This window comes from Fodinibius sp. SL11, assembly GCF_052060035.1.
GTDB lineage: Bacteria > Bacteroidota > Rhodothermia > Balneolales > Balneolaceae > Fodinibius.
In genome coordinates this window covers 39,548-63,907 of the sequence record NZ_JBPOEA010000012.1, presented here as the reverse complement: position 1 = coordinate 63,907, position 24,360 = coordinate 39,548, and the positions used below count along the sequence as shown (strand labels likewise).

Sequence of the window (24,360 nt, the reverse complement as noted above, 5' to 3'; positions counted from 1 at the left end):
GATTTTATGATTAAAAGCGTGTAAAGATAAGGATTTTAAATTAAATACAGTGGGTTTGGACTAATGCAGAGTACGAAAATGGCCATGCAGAGCCATCCTAAATATTTTCTGGTGGGGTCCAGCTCACGCTCTCGCAGCGCCGGAGGATGTTCGATACCCACAAAAAAGGCGATAAAAAATGACCAGAACACCCAGATTAGGGAACCTGAAGTGGTAAGGTTACCAACAATAAAAAATAAATATAAGGCAGTTACGCACAGCGAGGCCGTAAAGACCGGTAAAATCCATCCGAAATCGTTATGGAATGCCTTGCGAAGAAGCATCATCAATATACCGCCCCATATAATCCAGCTTAGCATTCCATAGGGATAGGCAAATTCTCCGAGGGATAAATGTATAAAGGGTATGGCTTCGATCCCTCCCAAGGTAATCAACACGGCAAAAAAGATGCGTGCAACGGTTTTGTGTTTTTCAAATCCGATGAGCGAGTACAGAATATGTCCGCCATCGAGCTGGCCAATGGGAGTTAAGTTGAGGGCCGTAAAGAAGAGTCCCAGCCATCCGGCAAATAAAAACGGATAGTGATACATTTCGAACATGGGGGGAACGTTTTCAAAAAAGGAGGCTAAAAAACCATACAGCAAGGTGTTACCAACGATGAGCACCGTTCCGTTAGTTTCTTGCTGCGGGCTGTCGGGGTACGTTCCATGCTGTACTACATATTCTTTTACAGATTCGTGGCCGGCAAAATTTTGAATATAACTGGCATCCGGCAGGGTCGAAAATCCATAAAGGAGAACTACCAGTGAAACTACAAACCCGGCCAGTGGACCGGCTGCACCGACATCAAACATCTTGTAGGTGTCATTAATTTTTTGTTTGATGCGGATGACCGCTCCCAAAGTGCCAATTCCGAGCGGAATGGGAATAAAGTAAGGCAGCGTTACTTTTATCTGGTGGTATATCGCCGCAAAATAATGCCCGAACTCATGAACGCCCAGGAATCCCAATAGAAGACCTGCAAAAAGCAATCCGCGATAGAAATCGGGTAATGATGGAAGTCCCAACGGAAATAAAGAGGGTTCAAAACCAACAAAACCGGCTCCTACCATCGAAACCGTAAAAACGGTAATCAAAAATAATCCGAGGTGCTTGGACACCGTTTTGGGATCAAGGGTGCGCTGCATGGTTTCCCAAATGGTAGGTTCGGAAGAAATATCGTTCGTTTGAAATCTTGTTGTCTCGGTGATGGGTCTGTTTTCCAAAGGTACTGCTGTGTTATTATGATTTTCTTGCTATGGGCATGGTCATGCATCGAGCGCCGCCACGGCCGCGACAGAGCTCGTTACCTAAAAAGCTGATGGCAATTTTTTTATCTGTGGGATCAAATGGAGTGTCACTAAATTCCTCAATGAATTCATATTGATTCATCAGTTGATAACCATGTTCCTTCAACTCGTTAAAGGTGTTTGTGTTTCGTTCGTACCCCACAATAATGCCGGGTGCCAAAGCAAAAACGTTAGCACCGTCGGTCCATTGTTCACGAAATTGATTGGTACGCTCCGATCCTCCGCATTTGATAAACGTTAAGTTGCGATCCAACAGTTCCTCAAGAGCTTTTTTCAATGAGGGTTTGGACTCCGAAATGATAGAACCGTTTTGCGATCGTAATGCGACTACATTGTTGCTGCGTTCAGTGATGGCCGGAGGAAAAGCCACGCATTCGGTTGGACTGGCAAAGGTGAAGATGGTATCAAGATGCATAGACGAGCGCTGCTTGGGAATGTCAACGGCGAGCACATGTTCAATACCTTGCTCTAATAATCCTTCGGTGGCGTTCATCAATCCGCTGAATGAGGTCCGCTCACTCATACCAATAAGTACCAACTTATCTGATGCAACAAGCACATCGCCGCCCTCAATGGATTCTTGGTCCGAAATTTTAATAGTCTTTTCTTTGACCTCCTCAAACAGGGGATGAAACTTGATCAACGTCTCCATTAAAATAGCTTCCCGCACGCGAGCTTTTTTTGCCGGACGTGACAACAGAATACTTTCGTTTACGACGGCAGCCAGATCTCTTGTAAACAAGAGGTTAGGCGTGGGGTGCATATTGAATTCCGGAATAGAGGGGGTTGCCCCGTCGATTACAAAACGGAGAAGGTCATTACCCGAAAGCTTATGCAGATCTTGCTCAATAGCTTTAAGGTTTTGCTCGGGCAGCCGTTGAATAAGCTGTTCAATGAAATATCCACGGGCATCTTCTGCTCCCAAAGCTTCTGCAAACAGATCAGTAATTTCGTGGATTTCTCCATCAGAGGGCATGGCAGCTTTAAAAACTTTAAGCATATCCAAATGTTCTTTTCGGGCATCATTCTCAAAAATGATATCATCAAAAAGGAGCTCATCTTTAAGCTCCGGGTTAACCAGCGAAACCTCTTTGCCGGGAGTATGAACAATAACGCTTTTTAATAATCCGGTTTCTGATGTAACGGAAAGCTTCATGGATATTTTTTCTTGAATAAATTAAAAATTGGCCGATAAGCATATTATACAAGGCCAAATATACGTTTTGAATGGGCAATATTTAAATCGAGATTTAGGTAGATAATTCGAAAACTCTTTATCTATTTTAACGCACGATTTGACGGCTAAAGCTGTTTCGAAAAGTAATAAGATGACAAGTATAATTTATGCAAAAAGATAATGTCAGCTAAAAAATCAGAAATAGAATCCCTTGTTTACTTGTTGGATGATCCCGACCCATTTGTGAAGTCACAGGTTCGAAATCGCCTTTTTGAGCTTGGCGAAACGGCTGTGCCGTTGCTCGATCAACAGAAAAATGAGACCAGTGATGCCGAATCGCGGGAGCTCATCAACGAGATTATTCAGCATATTACTTTCGGCAGTGTAGAAGAGGCGTTTATGGATGTTCTCGATGGGGGCCTGTCGAATATGGAGCAGTTGGAAAATGCGGTATTTATTTTATCACGATTTGATAACCCGACACTGCGCGAAAGAGAATACAAGAAAAAGCTCGATCGGTTCGCTGAGATGATCGCTGATGATGTTCGCTATTCACTGAGCGAGACTCAGAAAATGCACAAGGTTCTCGACTTTGTGTTTGAGGATCTGGAATTCAGCGGAAGTACAAGCGACTACTATAATCCGCACAATTCATACTTAAATCGTGTGATTGATCGTCGTGAAGGGCTGCCCATTTCGCTGGCACTCATTGTATTGTTTATTGGGCGTCGACTGGATCTCCCTTTTTATGGAATCAACATGCCGATCCATTTTATGATGAAGTATAAAACGGCGAACGAAGAAATTTTGATTGATCCCTTTGATCATGGGAAGGTAGTCAGCTATGACCAGTGTTATTACTTTTTAAAGCAGAATGGTGTGGAGCCTAAAAGCGAACATTTTAAAAATAGCAGTGCAGAAGATATTCTTGCACGATGTATTCGAAACCTTATCAACAGTTATGAAAAGCGAGATAAATTGGATTCGGTGGAAAGCCTGAAAAAACTATTGAATACCGTTGAGATTATGGTTCGTTGATAAAGCTTTTACGATATTTAACGCTAATTGCATTTTGAACTCTGTGCATTATTAGTCATTTTACAAGGCGCCTTTTTAGGCGTCTCTCTTGATGAATAGTGGAGGCCCTACCTTGATCGGTGGGGTCTTTCTTTTTTTACCCCTCGCATCTTTTCGTGGAGAAGCCCCTTTTTTAGAGCTTAAACCCGAAGGCGTCTTTTTCTTCGTTGGTAAACTGGAAAGGATCGATTTGTTCTGCCAGATCGTAAAATGAGATCGCCTCTTCTTTATTACCGCTAAATTTGTGGATATCACCAGCCAGCTTATAAAGCATTGGATTTGCAGGAGCGTGACCCATCAGCTCTTTTAACATGGGTATAGCTTTGTCGAGGTCTTTGTTTTCGACCATGATGGCCAGGCGATACAGATCGGCCCGTAACGATTCATTTTGTGGCTTAAGCTGATTGAGGTAATGCGTACAGCGCGAATAAATATTACGATTAAAATAAAAGCGCACCAGCTGATAGGTAAGTGATGCAGGAATGTTGACATTGTTCAGCTTATCTTCGAGATGACGCATAATTTCACGCTCTTCCATCACCATAAACAGGTGCACAAGTTTACAGAGTGTTTCTTCGTCGTGTTGGGTATTCAGGATCTCCGTTCTCAGCTCATCAGTAAAAAGTCGCTCGAACTCCTGCTGAATTTTAGGTTCTGGAAATAACGGATTTACCAGATCATCGAGTGCCAGCAGCTGATCGAAAGTACTGAGCGATTTCAGTTCATCCTCAGAAAAGACATCAATATTCCATTTTTCATTAAAATAGGATACGTTTTTCCAATATTGCTCGCTTTCGGTATCCAGATCAAGAGAAAACGTGGTTGTACCAAAGTGGTGTTTGACCTCAATATGTGGTGCAATGCCAACTTTATAATCATTTGAACGTGCCTGAAAACAAAGGTCAATATCTTCAAAAAAGGCCAGCTGGAAAGCTTCATCCATCTTCAAATCTGCGTCAGCACGTATCATCATGCAAAAGCTGTCGAGGTATTCAGCGCGAATAAGATCAGGGTCGTCTTCTTGAATGTTTCGGGTCGATTGATCAGGATTGAGTGTTTTGTTTGTCGTTGGGCCTACCACAGCATAATTGGGATGGGCTTCCATAAGATTTCGAAGCTGAGAAATCGCATCGTTTATAAATTCTATATCGTTGTGGATGATACAAGCATACGCTCCATTTATTTTTTCCATCGCCTGGTTGACCGAAGCAGCAAACCCCGCATTCTTTTTGTTGGTAATCACCCGGCAGTTCAAAAAATTCTTTTCCTGTAACTCATCAAGATAGTCGTGGGTGTTATCTAAGCTCGCATTATCAACAACAATGAGTTCAAGTTGAGAGGTGTCGCAATGCTCAGAAACCGAAAGCAGGCAATGTTCGAGGGCCGGTTTGCCATAGGTCGTTGTTGGGATGATCAAGCTTGTTGTAACATCTCCAGGTTCTGCCGCCTGCGGTGTTTTGGGCGTGGGTTGCTGCTTTTGCGCTTCCTGTTTTTGAGCTTTGGAAACCTGGTGCTTCAGTTCTGATGCCTCAACATATCGACGTTTCTTTTCCAGTATTTCAATTTTGAGATTGCGGGCCCCACCGTGACTGGGATTATTTTCCAGCACTTCCTCAATAAGTTCGAGCGCAGAATTAAATCGCCCATCCTGTTTCATCTGCATTGCCTCATTGAGCAGATCGTTGTCGAACGATTTCTTTGATTTGGCGGGCAGCTGTTGAATGGTCTCAAGAATTGTTTCTCGCATTTGCCCGCCATATTCAGCCCGCCGAAGCAGGGTAAGCAGCAATTCTTGACGCAGATTAAAGTTGGGTTCGACTGCTTCTAAAAAGCTGCTTGGAGTAAACCAGTTTTGGGTACTTTTTATGGATGATATATCACCAAGGCGGGCAGCCAGCTCCAGCCCGTGAAATTCCTTCAAATAGGGATTGAAAAACCTGTTGCCAGGTGATAGGGCGGATAAATCCCAGATAAACGAGCCATTTTGGGGCCAGTTTTTTTGTTGGATCAGCTCTGTCCATTCTTTATAAGTGGCGGGCAATTGATAGTCTTGAAGAGCCAGTACACTCTCGGTTGATTCGGTAAGTTGTTCCAGCCGAAGACTCAGTTGCTCAGTATCAATTTCAGTAATGGTCTGTGGAGCCCAAAATAGCCGCCCGTTTCGTTGAGATAATATCTCATTCAGCGAGTTGCCGACGCCTACCGGTTTTTCGTGGGTAAAATAGAAGGTTTGCTCGTGCTGGTAGTAATCCAGAACAGATTGGATAACTTCATTACTGTTGTCGGTAGAGCCGTCATCAACAATAAAAAGTTCAAAGGGAATGCCTGAAATCTCATAAAGTGAAGTCAGCGTGGTCTCGATGACATCCCTATGATTTTGTACGACGACAGAAACCGTAAGCAGCGGCTTTTTTGGCATAGTTGGCAACCCGAAAGTGAATATTAATTCGCTGAAATATACGAGGTGAACGGTAAAAGGCGAAAAGTATTCATCAATATACAGCCTTTGCAATTACTAAAGTTAGTTCAAGAGCTCCATTAATTGCACTTATTTTTTTATACTGAGTTTTAAAAGTAAAAAGACAACCTAACGTTTGATCCTATGACCCCGATTAAAAAAGAATTGTTGATTATAGTAACTATTGTAACGATAACCTTTTTACAAGGATGTGGATCTTTGGGGAATACGGCTGGTGATCGTTCTGTAACCTACGATCAGGATTTTGATACTATGGTTGAAACAGTGGAACAAGCAATTCGAAGCAGTTCACTTAACATAAGTTTTGCTCAAAAATCGGATGACGGAAATAAATACACCATTGTTTTTAATTCCCAAGTAGCTATCAATAATCAGTCGGTTCAGCAAGATCAGGGAGAGGTTGTTGTTGAACGTCTGGCAGACAATAAGACCAAGGTGATAATAACAAATCCCGAGTATCACTTTTCGGTCCCCGAACATCAACGTAAAAAGTATGATAGACGATTAAAGAACCGTATTGATGACATCTTGGATAATTAGCATTTGGCTATAGCAAATTAATCGCATGCCTATGACACATTTTTGTAACAAATAGGTTCTCAAAAACTCTTGAATCACTCGAAGATCTGTAGGAAAGGTATGTTTATGCAATTCTGAATTAAAAAAAGCCGGTAAAATCATTTAGGGAAAGTTTTGTAATGCCCCAAAATAGTAATTCGCGTATTTCCAGTGAGGGAATGGACAAGAAAATTGAGCAAAGTGCCTGGAGTACAAAGTGGGTGGGGATGCTTGTAGGTAGCTTGTTACTTGTTTTGGTAATTGTGTACAGTTTTATGTTTATGGATGCTCGATCTACCTTTAATGTGGATGAGCACTCCATCAATATTAGTACCGTCCAGCAAGAATCGTTTCAAGATTTTATACAGGTCACGGGTACCGTACAGCCCATCCAAACAATATATCTGGATGCCCTGGAAGGAGGGGTGGTTGATGAGGTTTACAAAGAATCGGGAGCGATGGTTGGGCAAGGAGACACCATTGTTGTCCTGTCGAATTCAGATTTGCGGCTCAGCGTACTGCAACAAACCTCTGCTATTTATGATCAGATTAATCAAACCCGGAATTCTCGTCTTAATATCGAACAAAATACTCTGAGTCTGCAAGAACGATTGGCCCGGGCTAAAAATCAATTGGAAATAACAAAGTCAAACTATGAGCGGGAGAAGAAGTTATACGAGCAAAATCTTATTGCTGAACAGCAATTTTTGGAAACCCAAGAGAATTACGACTATCAAAAAAAGCGGTACGATTTAATTTATGAGTCATTTAAACAGGACTCGATTAAATCAAAACAGCAGCTCCGCCAGATCGATCAGTCACTCGATCGTATGTGGACAAGTTTAGAAGCGGTACAAAACATTTTGGATCGCCTGGTAGTAACGGCTCCCATATCGGGGCAATTATCGACCATTGAGCTTAACCCCGGTCAGTCCATCTCATCCAGCGAGCGAATAGGCCAGGTTGATATTCTGGATAATTACAAAGTGCGCGTACAGATCGATGAGTATCACCTTGCAAATATTACGCAAGGCTTAAAAGGAACTTTTGATTACAATGGGCAAACGCATCAACTGCAAATTTCTAAGGTGTATCCCGTCGTGGAAAACGGTCAATTTAAGGTGGATATGGAATTTACGAGTCAGGCACCCGGTGATCTTACCCGCGGACAGACCCTTCGTATTCAATTGATGTTGGGCAGTTCAGAATCGACTTTATTATTGGATAGAGGAGGCTTTTATCAAGAAACCGGTGGGAACTGGATATATAAAGTTATGGAAGATGGTGAGAAAGCAGTAAGGCAGGATATTAGGCTGGGAAGACAAAATCCCAACTATTTTGAAGTGTTATCCGGTCTGGAAGAGGGAGACCGTGTGATCACATCCAATTATAGCTCATTTGGCGATAGCAAGGTTCTTAATTTGGAGTAGCGATACTTGTAGAGGTAATATTTTTTAACCCTTTTAATATAGGTAGACTATGATCAAGATAAATAATTTAAGAAAAGTTTATACCACTAATGAAGTTAAAACTACTGCACTTAACGGAATCGATCTTGAAATAACGGAAGGAGAATTTTGTGCAGTTATGGGTCCTTCGGGATGCGGTAAATCTACGCTGCTAAATATCTTGGGTTTACTCGATAATCCCACGGAAGGGCGCTATCAATTTTTAGATTATCAAGTATCTGATAAATCGGAACGAGAACGAGCCCGGTTGCGAAAAGGAAATATTGGATTTGTATTCCAGGGCTTTAATTTGATTGATGAACTGACCGTATTCGAAAATGTAGAGCTTCCATTGCTTTATTTGGGTATGCCCGAAGAGGAGCGCAAAGAAAAAGCGGAAGCTGCACTTGATCGCATGAATATGATGCACCGCCGTAATCACTTTCCGCAGCAACTTTCAGGGGGGCAGCAGCAGCGTGTAGCCATTGCCCGCGCTGTGGTAGCCGATGCCAAGCTAATTCTTGCCGATGAGCCTACCGGAAATCTCGATTCTGATCACGGTAACGAAGTGATGAAGCTATTGGCTGAGCTTAATGATCAGGGTACCACTATTGTAATGGTGACCCATTCTCCCCACGATGCTAATTATGCAGGGCGTACAATCAATCTTTTTGATGGGCAAATAGTACAAGAGGAGGTTGAAGAGGAATTTCACGTGTAGTAAAGCATCTAATATTTATCCATAACCGGCTCCAACCAGGAACCTTATGATCTCATTTTTCCTTCAATAAACTGATGCAAAGGATTAGAACTTGAAAAAATAATGAGATCGTGAGCACATTATCGGGCTTCGTTAAATCGACAGGGATTAGTGTACTTTTAGTTTATCTAATAAGTATTGGTCTTGTTGAAGCCCGATCTATATCGCGTACAGATTCTCTATCTATTCAGCAAATTCAGCGTAACGCTTCTACCATTAATTCCGTCACCAGTCTGTTGATTCAGCAAAATGGTCGGCAGTTAGCCGAATACTATTTTAACGGGATGGAAAAGGGAGAATCGACCAACATCAAATCTGCATCCAAAAGCATCATTTCTTTGTTGGTGGGTATAGCGGTTGATAAGGGGTATATAAAAAGCGTAGATGAGTCCATAAGAACCTATTTTGAGGATTATTTTAATGCTCATCCCGATTCTGTTAAAGAAAGTATTACCATCAAGGATCTGTTAACTATGCGATCCGGTCTGGAAACAACCAGCTTTCATAACTACGGCCGGTGGGTGATGAGCGACAACTGGGTCACGTTTGCTCTGGATCAACCGCTGGAGAAAAAGCCGGGGGGTGATATGGCCTATAGTACCGGGACTTCGCATCTGTTGTCGGTAATTATAAGCCGGGCTACGGGAATGAGTACTAAGGCTTTTGCCGAAGAGTATCTGTTTAAGCCGATGAATATTAGAGTTGGAGGTTGGGATCGTGATCCTCAGGGATATTATATGGGCGGCAACAACATGGCTCTTACTCCAGAGGATATGATCAAAATTGGTCAAATGATGTTGAATGGCGGCCAGTATAAAGGTCAGCAAATAGTATCCAAAAAATGGGTGGCAGACTCCTTTAAAACGTACACGCGAAGCAACTTTAATCCCTATGATTATGGTTATATGTGGTGGAATAAGTCCGTTGGCAACTATAAGGTTTATTTTGCCTGGGGATTTGGGGGCCAATATATTTTTATGATTCCGGATCTCGACGCCATTGTTGTATTAACCGGCGCACTGGAAAATGCAACCCAATCCCGCAGTTATAAAGAACCGGTATTTAGCTTGCTTCGCGAGCATATTATTTCTTACCTGGAAGTTTCAAAATAAAAGGTCATTAGATTGTTTTAATGCGGTGTTAATTTTGTAACATTTAGGGGTTTCGCAACTCTTCTATTCTGTCGTTGGCAATAATTCTTGAGAGACAATTGAGTTCGATAAAATACAGGTATCATGGTTAAAAATTATTTAAAGGTTGCTCTTCGCAATTTGGGCAAGCGTAAAGGGTTTACCATCATCAATGTGTTGGGATTGGCGATAGGTATTGCCAGTTGTATGCTAATTGCGGTTTATGTATTGCATGAACTTAGTTACGATCACTTTCACGAAAAATCGGACCGCATCTATCGTGTAACCCAAACAACAGAAACCTCCTCCAAGAATGAAGCTGGGGCGACCACCCCCTTTCCCGTAGGGCCAGCATTACAGAACGATTTCTCGGGCCAGATAGAAACAACCGTTCGGTTTTTTGATATGCAGGAAGAGGTACGGACCATCCAAAATACAGAAACCGGGGACTCCTATAGAGTCAATCATTTCTATGTGGTTGATTCAACTTTTTTTGATGTTTTTTCTGCTGACCTCGTCCGAGGAAATCCCCAGACGGCACTCGATGATCCAATGTCGGCTGTAATTACCGAAAAGCAGGCCCGCCGCTTTTTTGGGGATGAAAATCCAATCGGGAAACAGTTAACCTTTAAAGGAGTAGCAGATTTTACGGTTACCGGCGTCATGAAAGCGCTGCCCGAAACCTCTCACTTTCAGGTTGATATGCTGGTGTCGTTTAACAGTCTGCCGGAGCTGTATGGGTCACGTACATTTATGGAGCGGTGGTTTTGGAATCCGTGTTGGACGTATATACTGCTAAAAGAGGGGGTAGCTCCGCAGGAACTGGAGGCCCAATTTCCGAGCTTTGTTGATAAAAATTATGCCAACCGCGAAGAGGGAGAAACCATTACGCTGCGTCTGCAGGCACTGACCGATATCCATCTATATTCCAATTTGGATCAGGAGATGGAAGCCAATGGCTCTATTTTTTATGTGTACCTGTTTACCGCAGTGGCAGTGCTAATTTTGGTAATTGCAGGAATCAACTTTATGAATTTAAGTACTGCCCGTTCCACGGAACGAGCCCGGGAGATTGGGATGCGAAAAGTATTGGGGGCACAACGAGGGCAACTTTTCGGACAGTTTGTAGGAGAGTCGATGCTGATGACAGGATTAGGATTTGTAACAGCTCTTTTTTTGGCCTATCCCGCATTTTCTTGGTTCAATGATTTTTTTGGTATCTCGTTGGGCATAGATGTATTGATGAGGGGGGAAATAATAGGTGGATTGTTCATCTTATTTGTAGCGGTGGCTTTATTGGCGGGATTATATCCAGCCTTGTATTTGTCAGCATTTAAACCCACATCCATTATGCACGGATCCAAGGGTTCGCAAAGTGGCAGCAGAGAAAAGTTGCTGCGCAAAGGATTGGTGGTGTTTCAGTTTACCCTTTCTGTGGTTTTAATAATTGGTACCGTGATTGTGTATTTACAGCTACAACACCTGCAGAATAAAAAAATGGGATTCAAACAAGAGCAGGTGGTAGTAATGCCGATTACACAGACTCTTATTGCCTGGGAGTTTGATCAGTTCAAAGAAAAAGCGCTAAATAGTCCTCATATTACGGGAGTAACCGGAACAAGTAAGATTTTAGGATCTGATAGCCAGTATTTTTCAAAATATTCACCTGTTAATCAACCTGATGCTCCGCCTACAAATATGACGCTGCACGTAAAGCATAATTTTCTTGATACATACGATATCAAATTACTGGCGGGACGCCGTTTTTCTCGAGATCACCCCGCCGATGCGGAGCATTCCATTATGATTAATAAGGAAATGTTAAATCAAATAGATGCCGAAACTCCGCGTGATGCCATAGGTACACAGTTTTATTTTACTACAGCTGAAGATGAACGCAAGCCCTTTCAAGTGATCGGGGTAGTAGATAATTTTAATTATACCTCCATCAAAAAACAGATATCACCGCTGGTCATTAACCTGGTGATGGGCGAACGCCCTACTGTTAGGAATATCGAATTTGCGATTGCGAAGCTGTCAGCTGGAAGCACTAAAGAAGGAATAGAAGCCCTCAGGTCGACCTGGAAAGAGGTTAATCATATAGATCCATTTACGTACTTTTTCCAAGATGAAAAGTTAGAAGAGATATACCAGTCCGAGGCCCAAATGAGCAGTATTTCAACCTTTTTTACGCTGTTGTGTATTTTGGTGGCCTGTCTGGGACTTTTTGGGCTTGCTTCTTATATGGTCTCCCGGCGGACCAAAGAAATTGGAATCCGAAAAACATTGGGTGCTACCGTTCCCAATATCGTAGCGCTATTATCAAAAGATTATCTAAAGCTAATTGTCATATCTAATATTATAGCATGGCCGATCATTTATTATTTGGCTTTAGGATGGTTGCGCGATTTCCCTTACCGGATAGAGTTGGGATGGAATCTTGTTGGAATATTCGTGGCGGTATGTATGGCAACAATCGTTATTGGTCTGCTGACGGTGAGCTATCAATCGGTGAAAGCTGCCCTTGCAAATCCTGTTGAAAGTATACAGCAAGAGTAATTCTACTTACTATCTCGATTTGGTGTAGCATCTATCTCTCAAAAAATGTAAAATATAATTTGAGAGATCTTAAATATGCAAAAAAGGGAGAGGAAGCTATGGAAAGCACTGAGATAAAAAACCAGGGGCAAGGTAGAATATTTAATAACAAGGTGTTGGAACTGTTGACCAAAGCTCCGGCCCCTGTTTCAGCAACAATTTATATAGCTCTTGTTGTCGGATTGCTGTATATAGCCTATTCAAAAGCAGTTGATCCTTCTCTGTTAACAGCAATAGCCGTGTTTTTGGGAGCATTGTTGTTTTGGACGTTCTTTGAATATGTTTTTCACCGGTATATCAATCACCTTGATGAATTTTTTCCGGAATCGAAGATTGCATACACTATTGCTCATACTATTCACGGTATCCACCACGAATATCCTCGTGATAAAGAACGGCTAATGATGCCGCCTGTACCGGGATTGATTATTGTGGGAATGCTCTATCTTGGATTTTTACTTATTTTAGGGCCGTGGGTATATGTATTTATGCCGGGATTTATGATTGGATATCTCATCTATGCTTCCGTACATATTGCTGTACACAAGCGAAAAGTACCCAAAATATTAAAAATGCAGTATCGGCATCATGCATTACATCACTACAAGTATCCCGATAAAGCTTTCGGGGTATCCACAACGTTTTGGGATCGGATTTTTGGAACCATGCCGCCGGAAAAGTAAATTCTAATGAACTGCGTTTCGTTTTGAGATGTTAACTACGCAGGTGGAATCAATGCTACATTAAATGTTATTATATGGGAATCCGAAAATATCATCTCGGCTGTACAGGTTGGAGCCTAAAAGAATGGGTCGGCAATTTTTTTACCGATGATGCCAAACCGGATGACTTTCTGAAGCAATATTCTTCGGTGTTTAATGCCGTAGAGGGAAATACCACTTTCTATAACATTCCTGGGCAAGAAACACTCAAAAAATGGCAGCGAGCTACCCCCGACGGATTTAAGTTTTGTTTTAAATTTCATCGCTCGATTACCCACGAAAAGCGCCTCAACGATGTAGAAGATGATATCCGTCGATTCATAGAAACGTTTGATCCCATTACAGACCGCTTGGGGCCTTTTCATATTCAGTTGCCGCCAAACTTTTCTCCGGATGAATTTGGTCGTTTGGAAAAGATGATTAGCCTTTTGCCCAGCTCCTATCATTATGCGGTAGAAGTCCGTCACCCAGATTTTTTTAACCATGGCCGCGAAGAGCATCGGCTGAATCGACTGTTGAAAAGCTATAGTATGGATCGCGTCATTTTTGATACGCGTAAACTGCATGGAATGAATTCAAATGATTCCACAGTGCTTGAGGCGAAAAAGAAAAAGCCAAACGTACCCGTGCGATTTGATAATACAGCAGCACGACCTTTTGTGCGTTTTGTGGGGTCTAATGATCCGGTAGCAAATGAACCTTACCTAAAAGAATGGGCCATAGTAGTAGCTGACTGGATTCGTGAAGGACTCCACCCTTACTTCTTTCCACATACACCAGATAAAGTAAGTCAGCCCAAAAATGCTCGGCGATTTCATCAGCTTTTATCCGATTTGGTTGAGATTGATCGCATGCCTGCCTGGCCGGTCGATCGCCAAAATAAACAGATGAACCTGTTTTAGTTTTAGGTGGAAACGGAACACAGTCTTAATGGGTGTTTGATGAATTAAACTGTTGGAAATATTGATATCTGCTAATAGGTCAGCTGAGAAATTTATGAGTTACACAAAAGGTGATAAATCCTCCTGATTTCCTTATCTTTACAGGCTTTTGAATATCCCAATGTAGATACTGCTCCATGACTAAGACCGATACTAAAACAAAATCGCAGCAAGAAATTATTGAAGAGGCCAAGCGTCGGCGAACCTTTGCCATTATCTCGCACCCTGATGCCGGTAAAACCACGCTTACCGAAAAACTTCTTCTGTATGGTGGAGCCATTCACGAAGCCGGGTCTATCCGTCAGCGTAAAGCGAATCGCTATGCGGCATCCGACTGGATGGCCATCGAAAAGGAGCGTGGTATTTCGGTCACGTCATCAGTACTTCGATTTGAGAAAGATAACATCAAGTTTAACCTGCTGGATACGCCGGGCCACAAAGACTTTTCTGAGGATACCCTGCGAACACTGGTTGCCGCCGATACAGCGCTGATGGTGATCGACGTGGCCAAGGGAGTAGAGGAACAGACCGAGAAGCTGTTTGAGGTCTGTAAGATGCGTGAAATTCCCATTATCACGTTTGTAAATAAGTGTGATCGTCCGGGTTTAGAGCCGCTGGAAGTTATCAGTAATATTGAAAATCAGCTGGGTATTGAGCCCATTCCCGCATCCTGGCCGCTGGGCTATGGACGGGATTTTCAGGGCATTTATGATTTGATCGGCAAGAAACTGCATCTGCAGAAAAAAGAAGAACACGGTGCCAAGAAGGCTGAGACTGAATTGTACGACTTAGAAGAAGGTATCGAGGAGGCACATCTTTCTGATTTTGATAAGGAGAAGTTTCGTGAAGAAGTAATGCTGACTGAGGATATGATGGAAATGATGGATGAGGAGGCCTTTGCGAACGGCAAGGCAACGCCGGTATTTTTTGGTTCGGCGCTTAATAACTTTGGGCTGGATGTGTTTTTGGATTACTTCTCTGAATTGGCTAACCCACCGCAGCCCTATGAGGACGAAAATGGAGAGGATCGTGATCTTGATCGTGGATTTTCCGGTTTTGTATTTAAAATGCAAGCCAACATGAATCCCGATCACCGCGACTGTGCGGCCTTTATTCGTATTACCTCCGGTAAGTTTGAGCGCGGACTCCAGGTTACGGAAAGTAATACCGGGAACAAGGTAAAAATGTCTACGCCCCATACCCTGATGGGGGATGAGCGGAATATATTGGAAGAAGCCTATCCCGGGGATGTGGTGTCCTTGTTTAATCCGGGATCATTCCGGATTGGGACGACTATTTACAGTGATGATCCGGTTAAGTTTGATGTGATTCCGCTGTTTACGCCGGAGCACTTTATGAAGGTTTCCACGAAGGATCCCTTTAAGAGAAAACAACTGCGCGAAGGACTTAAGCAGTTGGCAGAAGAGGGAGTGGTACATGTTTTTGAGGTTCCCAACGGCGTTGGGAATGAGCTGCTATTGGGAACGGTCGGCGCCCTGCAGTTTGATGTAGTGGAGCACCGAATGGAAACGGAGTACAATACTGAGCTGCACATGAATTCGGTATCCTATCACGCGGCGCGCTGGCTGGGTGATGATCAGGAAGTTATTGACAAGCTTGAAAGCAGTTACTCAACACATGTGACTAAGGATATGGAAGGCAATCCTATTGTGCTGTTTGACAGTGGGTATGCCCTCAGTAAGGCTGAGGAGAAGGTTGGCGCTGAAAATCTCTTCAAGTTTAAGCAAGGCTAATTGCTCCATCGATATGTGAGTGGGTGAAATCTAAAGTGTATGTATTAGTGCCCACTACAGATTGTTGAAATCTACTATTCCCTCCTATTTGACATCATCCCCAAATCCTGATAGACTTCTTTTATAATTTTAACAATCAGGGAGAAAAATATGAAGAACGTATTGATGAGTTTAGGGATCATTTTATTGATGGTGGGTGGTTGTGGGGAAGATCAGGCTGCTACTGATCAGGGGCCCATAGTTTTACATCAGGAGTATATGGAACCCGGCACCAATACGCCTTATAGCGGAGAGCGGGTTATCCACAATGAAGATCTGAATTTGAGGGCAAAAGCAATATACGTTGAAGGATATCCGGAAAAGGTGACGTATTATAATGCTAATAAGCAGAAACAAACTGAAATTGTAGTTGCCGACGAAGGAAAGGGGAAAGTGAAAAGGCATACTCAATGGTATAAGAGTGGGCAGAAAAAGTTTGAGCACTATGGAAATACGTTAAGGGAATGGTACGGAAATGGTCAGCTAAAGGCGGATGTACCCTATGATGAGAACGGTGATCTACACGGTATTGCTAAAACCTGGGATGAGGACGGGAACTTAAAAGAAGAAGAGAGTTATGAACACGGTACGCTGACTGATAGCGCCGGTCAATAATACTGAGTAAATTTATTCTTGCTGGTCTAAACTTCTGGGAGTAAAAATTCTAAGTAATTATAAAAACTTATGGACAAATCATATGCAGTGCTTAGAACGTATTCACATGCTCATCAAGCTGATTTAGCGTTGAATAAACTGAAAAGTGAAGGTGTTGATGCCCATTTAAGCGACACCAATATGGGAAGTTTAAATTATATGGGAGTCGCTGGAGGTGTTAAAATTCATGTTGCGGAAGAGGATATCGAACGTGCTAAAGAATTTTTATCCTCTATTAAGACCGACTCCAATGATGGTTGATTCAAATGATTTCCAGTTACATTGATAGGAGTGAAGGGAGAAAATGAAATGGAGAAGTATCTGTGAACACAGCAGACCGTAAGGGTAGAAAGATAGCCGGTAATAATATGGAGTAGTGAGATATTAAAGTCTCACTACTCCATACTCACGATAAATCCACAAAATTATTTCCCGCCGTTGGCTTGCAGATCAGTAATACAAGCTTCGTCGAGTGACGGTACTTCGCCACTGAAGTTGGAAAAGAAGTCTGTTGTTTCAATCGCAGGCTCCATCAGGCATCCATCAGTGGTACAGTGGGCGCTGCCATCAGTTTTATGTTCAGTTTGCGTAGGAGATCCATTGCCTACAAGTCCCATATTATGACCGAATTCGTGTCGAAAGACGGTGCTCTCTACTTTTTCGCGGGATGGTGCTGTCGGGGGTGTCCCACTTACGTTTTGAATGGTTTCCCCAAAGAATGCCACAGAGGTATTCCAGTAAGCAATCCCTATCACATTAGAGTTCTGGCTATATTCTCCATCAACAACCAAAAAGTACACGTGCAAAGTGTTATCGCCGGCTTCGGTATAATTATCTCGATATTCTTCTTCAATAGCCCTGATATCATTACTGCTGTAACTGGTTTGACTTTCGGCGTCAATTTCGGTGGGAGTACTAAATGAAATACTTTGCTTATTAAGTCGCCCTTCCAAGAAGGATTGCAAGCTGTTTAGTCCTTCTTGCGTGGGTTCATGCCCCGGCATGTAGTCAACCTCTACTTGTAAATTAGTGTATTGTTTTGCTTGCAAGTAAGATGCAGCAGAATCGCCGGGAGCGGCCTGGCTGTCAAATTCTTGTTGTGGCGGTTGGTTATCGGGACCGGTGCTGGAATCAGAACAGCTGTTAATTAAAGCTGCCAGTGAAATATAAAGGACAAAGAGTGATAACTTTTTAAATAATTTCATAACAGAGTTACTATAAATTTTGGTTACTGTTGCCTTAAAATTAGTTGATTAGGATATTTTTCAATACTCATTACTATTGGCCTCCATTACCTTGTAAGTCGGCAATACAATGTTCATCAAGCGAGGTTATTTCCTGATCCCCTACAGTATTGCCAATTAAATCGGTTGTTTGGGTAGCGTAGTACATCAGGCATTGGTCGTTGTCACAGTGGTTGCCATTTTCGGGATCTTGGTGAGGTTGTTGCATTTCGGTGCCCGAATTGGGGATATTGACAAGTCCGAAAAGATGGCCAAATTCATGGCGAAATGAAATGGCTTCTACACGGTATCGAGAGATCGAACCGGGACCACTGCTGGCTTCGTCATAAGCGGGGCCAAAGAATGCATTGGAGGTGTTGAAATAGGCAATACCCATCAGGTTCTGTTCACTATAGCTGCCATCCACAATCATAAAGTAAGCGGCCAGCGTATCTCCCTGCGAAAATGTAGAACGCTCTTCGGATTCAATATTCCGAACGTTGTTTGCACTGTAAGAATCTTGATTTCTGGAAGCAATTTGAGTTGGTTCTTTGATTGTAATTGAGTTCTTGTGCAGGCGTTGCTCAAAAAAAGCTTTAAGGCTGTCAAGGGCTTCCGCATTGGGTTCGTAGCCCGGCATGTAATCCACTTCAACAACCAGATGTGTAAAGTTAGAATCAGCCAGAAAATCATTGGCAGAAGTACCCGGATTTTGCACGTGAGAATATCCCTGTTCAGGTTCTTGGGTTTCAGGTCCCGTAGAATCCAAACACGATTGAAAAATAAAAGCGACAAAAATTGCTATACTTATCAGTAGCAGTTTTGAACGGTAGCGCGTCATAAATTATGATTAGCTTTATAATAATTTGTGAACATTGTATTAAATAGGGTTCGAACAAAAAAGTTTCGTCATATAACCATGAATGATGTTGAACAAATGATCCATAAGTTGGATTTATCACCACATCCAGAAGGCGGATATTACAGAGAGTGTTATAAAAGTGATCAACAAGTAACGTTGCCGAATGGGGAGGAACGTTCTGCCGGTACGGGCATTTATTTTTTGCTGACCGAAGGGGAGCTATCCAATTGGCACCGGGTAAGTTCAGATGAGGTCTGGCATTTTTATGACGGCGATCAGTTAATTCTGGAAGTGATAGACCAGGATGGAAAGCTAATTAAGCTTAAGTTAGGTAAGGATTATGCTGATAATGTTAAATTTCAACAGCTTGTTCCCCAACATTGCTGGCAGCGTGCCTATAGCACAGGTGATTATTCGTTAGTGGGATGTACAGTAAGTCCCGGGTTTGAGTTTGAGGATTTTGAGATGATCGAGCCAGAAAAATTAGCTGAAAAATATCCGAATATAAGGGATAAGATTCTAACCAAACCGGTATGAAAACCGAATTTTTGATAAGCTTCTAATATCCCAAAGAAACGTATAGTAAAGCCTTATATCTCTCGTCTATAATTCTTAAATTAGAGCGCTTTTGAAAATGGCCGAATGATTGATTTTTCAAATTGCTGATTTTAATGATTTAAGTTTCAAATCAATCATTCAACCATTTTTATTCAATAAATAAATCAAGTAATCCCATGGCAAAAGAATTTGATGTTTGCGTAATTGGATCGGGTCCCGGTGGATATGTGGCTGCGATTCGTGCTTCACAGTTAGGTTTTAACACAGCAATTATTGAAAAACGTCACCTCGGCGGTGTATGTTTAAATATCGGATGTATCCCTACCAAAGCACTATTGCGTTCGGCAGAAGTATACGAGAGTATTGAACATGCCGGCGATTACGGTGTAAATGTAGATGGTTTTTCTGCCGATTTTGGGGGTATGATTGATCGCAGCCGAAATGTGGCGAACAAGATGAGCAAGGGCGTTCAGTTTTTGATGAAGGCCAACAAGATTGAAGTTTTTGAAGGCAAGGGTGTTTTTGCATCCAAAGATCAGGTAAATGTGCTGGATGACAGTGATGAGGTGATCGAAGAGATTAATGCTGATAATTATATCATTGCTACGGGGGCCAGCCCGCGTGAACTGCCGAATCTGCCTATTGACGGTGAGATGATTATTGATTCGGAACGTGCCATGCAGCTCGAGGAGCAGCCCGATAAAATGGTGATTATCGGAGCCGGTGCTATCGGTGTTGAGTTTGCCTATTTCTATAATACGATCGGGACTGATGTTACCATTGTTGAGTTGCAGGATTCGCTGGTTCCGGTTGAAGACAAAGATATTGGCAAAGAGCTCGGTAAGATTTATAAGAAAAAGGGCATGGATATCCGCACCGGAAGTACCGTTGAAAAGGTTGAAAAAGACGGTGATGGGGTAAAAGTGACCATTAAGTCTGGCGATGACGAAGAAGTCATTGAAGCCGATGTAGTGCTTTCTGCTGTTGGTGTAGCCGGAAATGTGAAAGGTATTGGCCTTGATGATATCGGCGTTGAGTACGAAAAGGGTGCTATACAGGTTGATAAGGAGACCTATCAAACATCAGTAGAAGACATTTACGCTATTGGTGATGTGGCCGGGGGACCATGGCTGGCGCACAAGGCTTCGCATGAAGGGATTAATTGTGTTGAGAACTTGGCCGGAGAAGATCCACAACCCATCAATTACAACAACATTCCGGGCTGTACCTACTGCGAGCCACAGATTGCTTCGGTTGGTTATACCGAAGAACAGGCGAAAGAAGAAGGGTATGATATTAAAGTCGGTAAGTTTCCCTTCTCTGCCAGTGGCAAGGCAACAGGTCTCGGCCACGAAGAAGGCTTCGTAAAAGTCATCTTTGATGAGAAGTACGGCGAATGGTTAGGGTGCCACATGATCGGCTCGCATGTTACAGAGCTGATTGCTGAAGCCGTGGTAGCTCGTGATCTGGAAACAACCGGACACGAAATTATCAGCGCTGTGCATCCACATCCAACGATGTCAGAAGCAGTGATGGAAGCAGCCGCAGAAGCTTATGGCGAAGGCGTACATCTCGGTTCGTAAGTATTACTGTTAGATAGATTTCACAAACCCGCAGGTTGTTCAATAAGCAGTTAGATAATTTAATTATCCGCTGCTGTGAAACCCTGTGGGTTTTGTTATTCAATTATCTGCAGAAATCATTTTTATTGGGAAGGTACATTCTACAGAAGTTGAAAACTTATCCGAATCGGGGAGCCTTTTTATTGTCAACGTCCCGTCCAGCAGTTCTACCCGGTGATGCATTATTTGCAGTCCCATGCCTTCGCTGTTTGTTTCCTCAGGGGTAAAGCCTTTTCCGTCATCTTTAATTTGTAAATAGAGTTGGTCGTCTTCCTTTTTGATATCCACCCGGATTCGTTTGGCTTCACCATGGATGGAAGCATTTTTGATGGCTTCCTGGGTGATATGGTACAAATTAGTGGATAATTCCCGGTTGGTAATTTCATCCAATACCCCATCGGTTTCAAGAATACATTTTATCTCATGAACCTCTTGTGATCGACGCATAAGAAGGTTGAATGCATGTGATACGCCCTCTTGCTCAACATCAATAGGTATAATATCGTGACTCAGGTTTCGGATGTTGTCAACTTCGAGATCGATAAGGTTTTTTATTTCACTGATGATATCATTGAGCCGTGGGGATATTTTATTATCCCCGGAACCGGTAAGTTCATTTTTAAGTTCGTAGATCATAATTTTTATCGTTGCAAGAATCTGACCCAGATTGTCGTGCAGATATTCGCCGAGCTCCCAGCGTTCGGCCAAGCTGTTGCTTAATATCTGCTTTTGTAAATTTTCACTTCGTTCAATTTCTTCCTTTAGTTCCTGTTCTGCTTTTTTTAGTGAGGTAACATCGACAAAGGTAAGTACCACCCCATCAATTTTATTGTTGATGGTACGGTAAGGGCGCACTCGCATTATGTATTGGTGCTCGTTGTTATCAGCTACGACCTTTTTTATGGTTTCCAGGTTTTTATTTACCTGTTTAATATCAGATTGTATAGAGTCATAATTGAGCTGATGGGTCACATGTTTAAAAGGACGTCCTGTATCAGAAGGTATTAGATTAAAAAGGTTGGTTGCCGAGGAAGTAAAAAACTGCAAGCAGTTATTACCATCGATAAACAGCGTCGCAATATCAGTGGATTCCATCAGGTTTTTGAGATTGCTGTTGGCCTCGTTCAGCTTGTCGATCTTATTCTCAAGTTCGGTATTTACACTTTTGAGTTCTTCATTGACTGATTGCAGTTCCTCTTTACTGGTTTCAAGCTGTTCGGTCGTCGATCGTAGTTCTTCATTCATCGACTGGAGCTCTTCATTAGAAGCCTGTAGTTCTTCATTTGATGTTTCGTATTCCTCGACTGTGATATGGAGCTGCTCCTTGGTGTATTCCAGCTCTTTTTCCAATGCTGCAATAATATCGGATTCTTCTGCCGATACATCTTTTACTTCCTTCAATGTTTTGGGATGGCTCTCCCGGGTATTAGGTTCTGTCATGAATATAATATGCAGCAACCCCTCCGGGACCTTGGGGTCCACTATTTTTCGGACAATGATTTTATAATAAGTAGATGAATCTCCAATATTGAGCTGCACTTTTTTTGATGTGAGCGGAGCCTCCCCTTGTTTAGCCTGAAATAAAAGACGGCTGAGAACTTTCCGTAATTCAGGAACAATCATATTCAAAATATTTTGGCTCGGCTCCCCACCGGAGTATTTTAGAAAACGATCAATGTCAGAAGTTGAGTGGAGTACTTCATTATTTTTATTGATGATAACGCTGGCAGGTTCGAATTCTTTGAACAGCAGTTGATGGTGCAGGTTTTCAATGTTGGTATTTTCTTTGGAGAACATTTGTTGTCTGCGTGATGGCTTAGAGGCAAAACTTTCCTTGGAAAGGGGGTAACGGGGTAGGCGAAGCCGTGATTTTGAGACCGTATTTTTTTGGTATATCTGGTATTTATTGTCTGCAGAATTAAATAGATCAGTGGCTTCTAAAATTGAATCCGAAAGGCCCAGGAATAACCATTGGCCCGGTTTTAGAGCGTAATGGAAAAGATTGAATACCTTTGATTGCAGATCACGATTCAGGTAGATCAACACGTTCCGACAACTGATAAGATCAAGTTTTGAGAAGGGGGGGTCTTTTAGCAGGTCATGGGCGGCAAATAATATTAAGTTTCTAATATTTTGTTTCACCTGGAATTTTATCCCTTCTTTGGTAAAATATCGGCTGAGGCGCTTGGTGGATATATCTGTTGCAATAGATTCCGGATATTGCCCTTTGCGTGCAATGTCCAAAGCGTCCCGGTCAATATCAGTGGCAAAAATTTGGATATCAGGCGGCTTATTAACGGTTTGAGCATATTCGTGCAAGAGAATAGCCAACGAGTAGGCTTCTTCTCCCGTAGCACAACCGGGAACCCAAATGCGAATACTGTCCTCCGAACTTTTATCTTCAAAAAGTTTGGGAATAACTGTTTTTTCAAGCTCGGCAAATGCTTGCTGATCACGGAAGAAATTGGTTACACTGATAAGTAAATCTTTGAAAAGCTCATTAATTTCAGGAGAATTATTCGTTATATAAGTCAGATAGTCTGAAAGCGTATTTGTATGTGTAATACGCATCCGACGTTCAAGCCGTCGAAGAATGGATGAGCGTTTATACTGAGAAAAATCATGACCCATTTTGGTGTTAATTTTGCCAAAAATTTTATTGAGCACTTTGGCTTCATTTTTTGGCAGCTCTTCGAGATCCGAAATTTTTATCTTTTTAAGGCCGTCTTTGTATTCGATAAGCTTTGCAGGCATTTCTCTGGCAGAGAGAACAAAGTCTACAAGTCCTGTTTGCAGGGCACTCCGAGGCATTCCGTCATAATTGGCCTGTTCCGGATCTTGGCACAAAACAATACCGCCATATTCTTTTATGGTTTTTAGACCAGTGCTCCCGTCACTGCCAGTACCGGATAAGATGATACAGGCCGAATAGCTGTTGCGGGCTGTGCCCAGAGATCGAAAAAACAGGTCTATCGTCGTAAGCTTTTTTTCTTTTTTATCAGCTTCAGATAATATCAGGTCCCGATCTTCTAAGGTAAGCAGTTGTCCGGGCGGTATAATATAAATGTGATTGGATCCCATTCGTGTTTTCTTGGAAACCTGTGTCACAGGCATGGATGTATGCTCTTGCAACAGCTCAGCCATGCTGCTTTTATGATCGGGCGACAGGTGAACAATCACAACAAAAGCCATTCCGGGATTTTCGGGCATGGCATCGAAGAATGATTCGAGGGCTTCCAGTCCACCCGCTGATGCACCAAGACCTACTACCAGCAGTTCGTCATCTTGTTGTTTACTTTTTGGATGTTCGTCCATTGAATTGTCCGGATAAATGTTATAACCACACGAGATGAAAAGCCTATTTGATTATCTTAGTTGTAAGGTACTATAAAATAAGTACTTCTACACT

General features: G+C 42.4%; 19 protein-coding genes. 13 read left to right on the top strand and 6 right to left on the bottom strand.

What is annotated here, in order from left to right:
* Positions 1-35: 35 nt before the first annotated feature.
* Both ACQ76V_RS12530 and ACQ76V_RS12525 read right to left on the bottom strand, forming a co-directional pair.
* The gene (locus tag ACQ76V_RS12530; RefSeq protein ID WP_441000845.1) at positions 36-1,265 is read right to left on the bottom strand and encodes a site-2 protease family protein; all 1,230 of its coding nucleotides are present in this window, start codon (positions 1,263-1,265) and stop codon (positions 36-38) included.
* A 16-nt stretch (positions 1,266-1,281) separates the two neighbouring features.
* Positions 1,282-2,505, bottom strand: a complete 1,224-nt coding sequence (locus ACQ76V_RS12525; protein WP_441000844.1) for an arginine deiminase — start codon at positions 2,503-2,505, stop codon at positions 1,282-1,284.
* Positions 2,506-2,706: 201 nt separating this feature from the next.
* Between ACQ76V_RS12525 and ACQ76V_RS12520 the strand changes: the two genes are divergently transcribed.
* Positions 2,707-3,564, top strand: a complete 858-nt coding sequence (locus ACQ76V_RS12520) for a SirB1 family protein (protein WP_441000843.1) — start codon at positions 2,707-2,709, stop codon at positions 3,562-3,564.
* 172 nt (positions 3,565-3,736) lie between these two features.
* Here ACQ76V_RS12520 and ACQ76V_RS12515 read toward each other — a convergent pair whose 3' ends face one another.
* Positions 3,737-6,022: a glycosyltransferase gene (locus ACQ76V_RS12515; RefSeq protein WP_441000842.1), complete on the bottom strand. Its 2,286-nt coding sequence runs from the start codon at positions 6,020-6,022 to the stop codon at positions 3,737-3,739.
* Between the two features lie 183 nt (positions 6,023-6,205).
* Between ACQ76V_RS12515 and ACQ76V_RS12510 the strand changes: the two genes are divergently transcribed.
* The 10 genes from ACQ76V_RS12510 to ACQ76V_RS12465 all read left to right on the top strand — a co-directional run bounded on the left by ACQ76V_RS12510 (position 6,206) and on the right by ACQ76V_RS12465 (position 16,947).
* On the top strand, positions 6,206-6,622 hold the full coding sequence (locus ACQ76V_RS12510; RefSeq protein WP_441000841.1) for a hypothetical protein: 417 nt from the start codon (positions 6,206-6,208) through the stop codon (positions 6,620-6,622).
* A gap of 158 nt (positions 6,623-6,780) precedes the next feature.
* Entirely contained in the window at positions 6,781-8,070 is a 1,290-nt protein-coding gene (locus ACQ76V_RS12505; RefSeq protein ID WP_441000840.1) for an efflux RND transporter periplasmic adaptor subunit, read from the top strand.
* A gap of 49 nt (positions 8,071-8,119) precedes the next feature.
* Positions 8,120-8,809, top strand: coding sequence for an ABC transporter ATP-binding protein (locus ACQ76V_RS12500; protein WP_441000839.1), 690 nt, complete (start codon positions 8,120-8,122; stop codon positions 8,807-8,809).
* A 110-nt stretch (positions 8,810-8,919) separates the two neighbouring features.
* Complete coding sequence (locus tag ACQ76V_RS12495; protein WP_441000838.1) at positions 8,920-9,960, top strand: serine hydrolase domain-containing protein; 1,041 nt, start codon at positions 8,920-8,922, stop codon at positions 9,958-9,960.
* 123 nt (positions 9,961-10,083) lie between these two features.
* Entirely contained in the window at positions 10,084-12,537 is a 2,454-nt protein-coding gene (locus ACQ76V_RS12490) for an ABC transporter permease (RefSeq protein WP_441000837.1), read from the top strand.
* 59 nt (positions 12,538-12,596) lie between these two features.
* Positions 12,597-13,259 carry a sterol desaturase family protein gene (locus tag ACQ76V_RS12485; protein ID WP_441000836.1) on the top strand — a complete coding sequence of 221 codons (663 nt, stop codon included), beginning with the start codon at positions 12,597-12,599 and terminating at the stop codon, positions 13,257-13,259.
* Positions 13,260-13,333: 74 nt separating this feature from the next.
* Positions 13,334-14,200 carry a DUF72 domain-containing protein gene (locus tag ACQ76V_RS12480; RefSeq protein WP_441000835.1) on the top strand — a complete coding sequence of 289 codons (867 nt, stop codon included), beginning with the start codon at positions 13,334-13,336 and terminating at the stop codon, positions 14,198-14,200.
* 176 nt (positions 14,201-14,376) lie between these two features.
* A complete protein-coding gene (locus tag ACQ76V_RS12475; RefSeq protein ID WP_441000834.1) occupies positions 14,377-15,993 on the top strand; it encodes a peptide chain release factor 3 in 1,617 nt (538 codons plus the stop codon).
* 150 nt (positions 15,994-16,143) lie between these two features.
* Entirely contained in the window at positions 16,144-16,647 is a 504-nt protein-coding gene (locus ACQ76V_RS12470) for a toxin-antitoxin system YwqK family antitoxin (protein ID WP_441000833.1), read from the top strand.
* Between the two features lie 69 nt (positions 16,648-16,716).
* Positions 16,717-16,947, top strand: coding sequence for a putative signal transducing protein (locus ACQ76V_RS12465; protein ID WP_441000832.1), 231 nt, complete (start codon positions 16,717-16,719; stop codon positions 16,945-16,947).
* Positions 16,948-17,111: 164 nt separating this feature from the next.
* On the opposite strand, the gene ACQ76V_RS12460 is transcribed toward ACQ76V_RS12465, so the two are convergent.
* Together ACQ76V_RS12460 and ACQ76V_RS12455 are read right to left on the bottom strand one after the other, a co-directional pair.
* A complete protein-coding gene (locus tag ACQ76V_RS12460; protein WP_441000831.1) occupies positions 17,112-17,891 on the bottom strand; it encodes a zinc-dependent metalloprotease family protein in 780 nt (259 codons plus the stop codon).
* 73 nt (positions 17,892-17,964) lie between these two features.
* Positions 17,965-18,678, bottom strand: a complete 714-nt coding sequence (locus tag ACQ76V_RS12455) for a hypothetical protein (RefSeq protein ID WP_441000830.1) — start codon at positions 18,676-18,678, stop codon at positions 17,965-17,967.
* A gap of 150 nt (positions 18,679-18,828) precedes the next feature.
* Between ACQ76V_RS12455 and ACQ76V_RS12450 the strand changes: the two genes are divergently transcribed.
* Both ACQ76V_RS12450 and lpdA read left to right on the top strand, forming a co-directional pair.
* Entirely contained in the window at positions 18,829-19,308 is a 480-nt protein-coding gene (locus ACQ76V_RS12450) for a cupin domain-containing protein (RefSeq protein ID WP_441000829.1), read from the top strand.
* 197 nt (positions 19,309-19,505) lie between these two features.
* Complete coding sequence (gene lpdA, locus ACQ76V_RS12445) at positions 19,506-20,912, top strand: dihydrolipoyl dehydrogenase (RefSeq protein ID WP_441000828.1); 1,407 nt, start codon at positions 19,506-19,508, stop codon at positions 20,910-20,912.
* A gap of 99 nt (positions 20,913-21,011) precedes the next feature.
* Here the strand turns inward: lpdA and ACQ76V_RS12440 are convergent, their stop codons facing one another.
* A complete protein-coding gene (locus tag ACQ76V_RS12440) occupies positions 21,012-24,266 on the bottom strand; it encodes a CheR family methyltransferase (protein WP_441000827.1) in 3,255 nt (1,084 codons plus the stop codon).
* Positions 24,267-24,360: the final 94 nt, after the last annotated feature.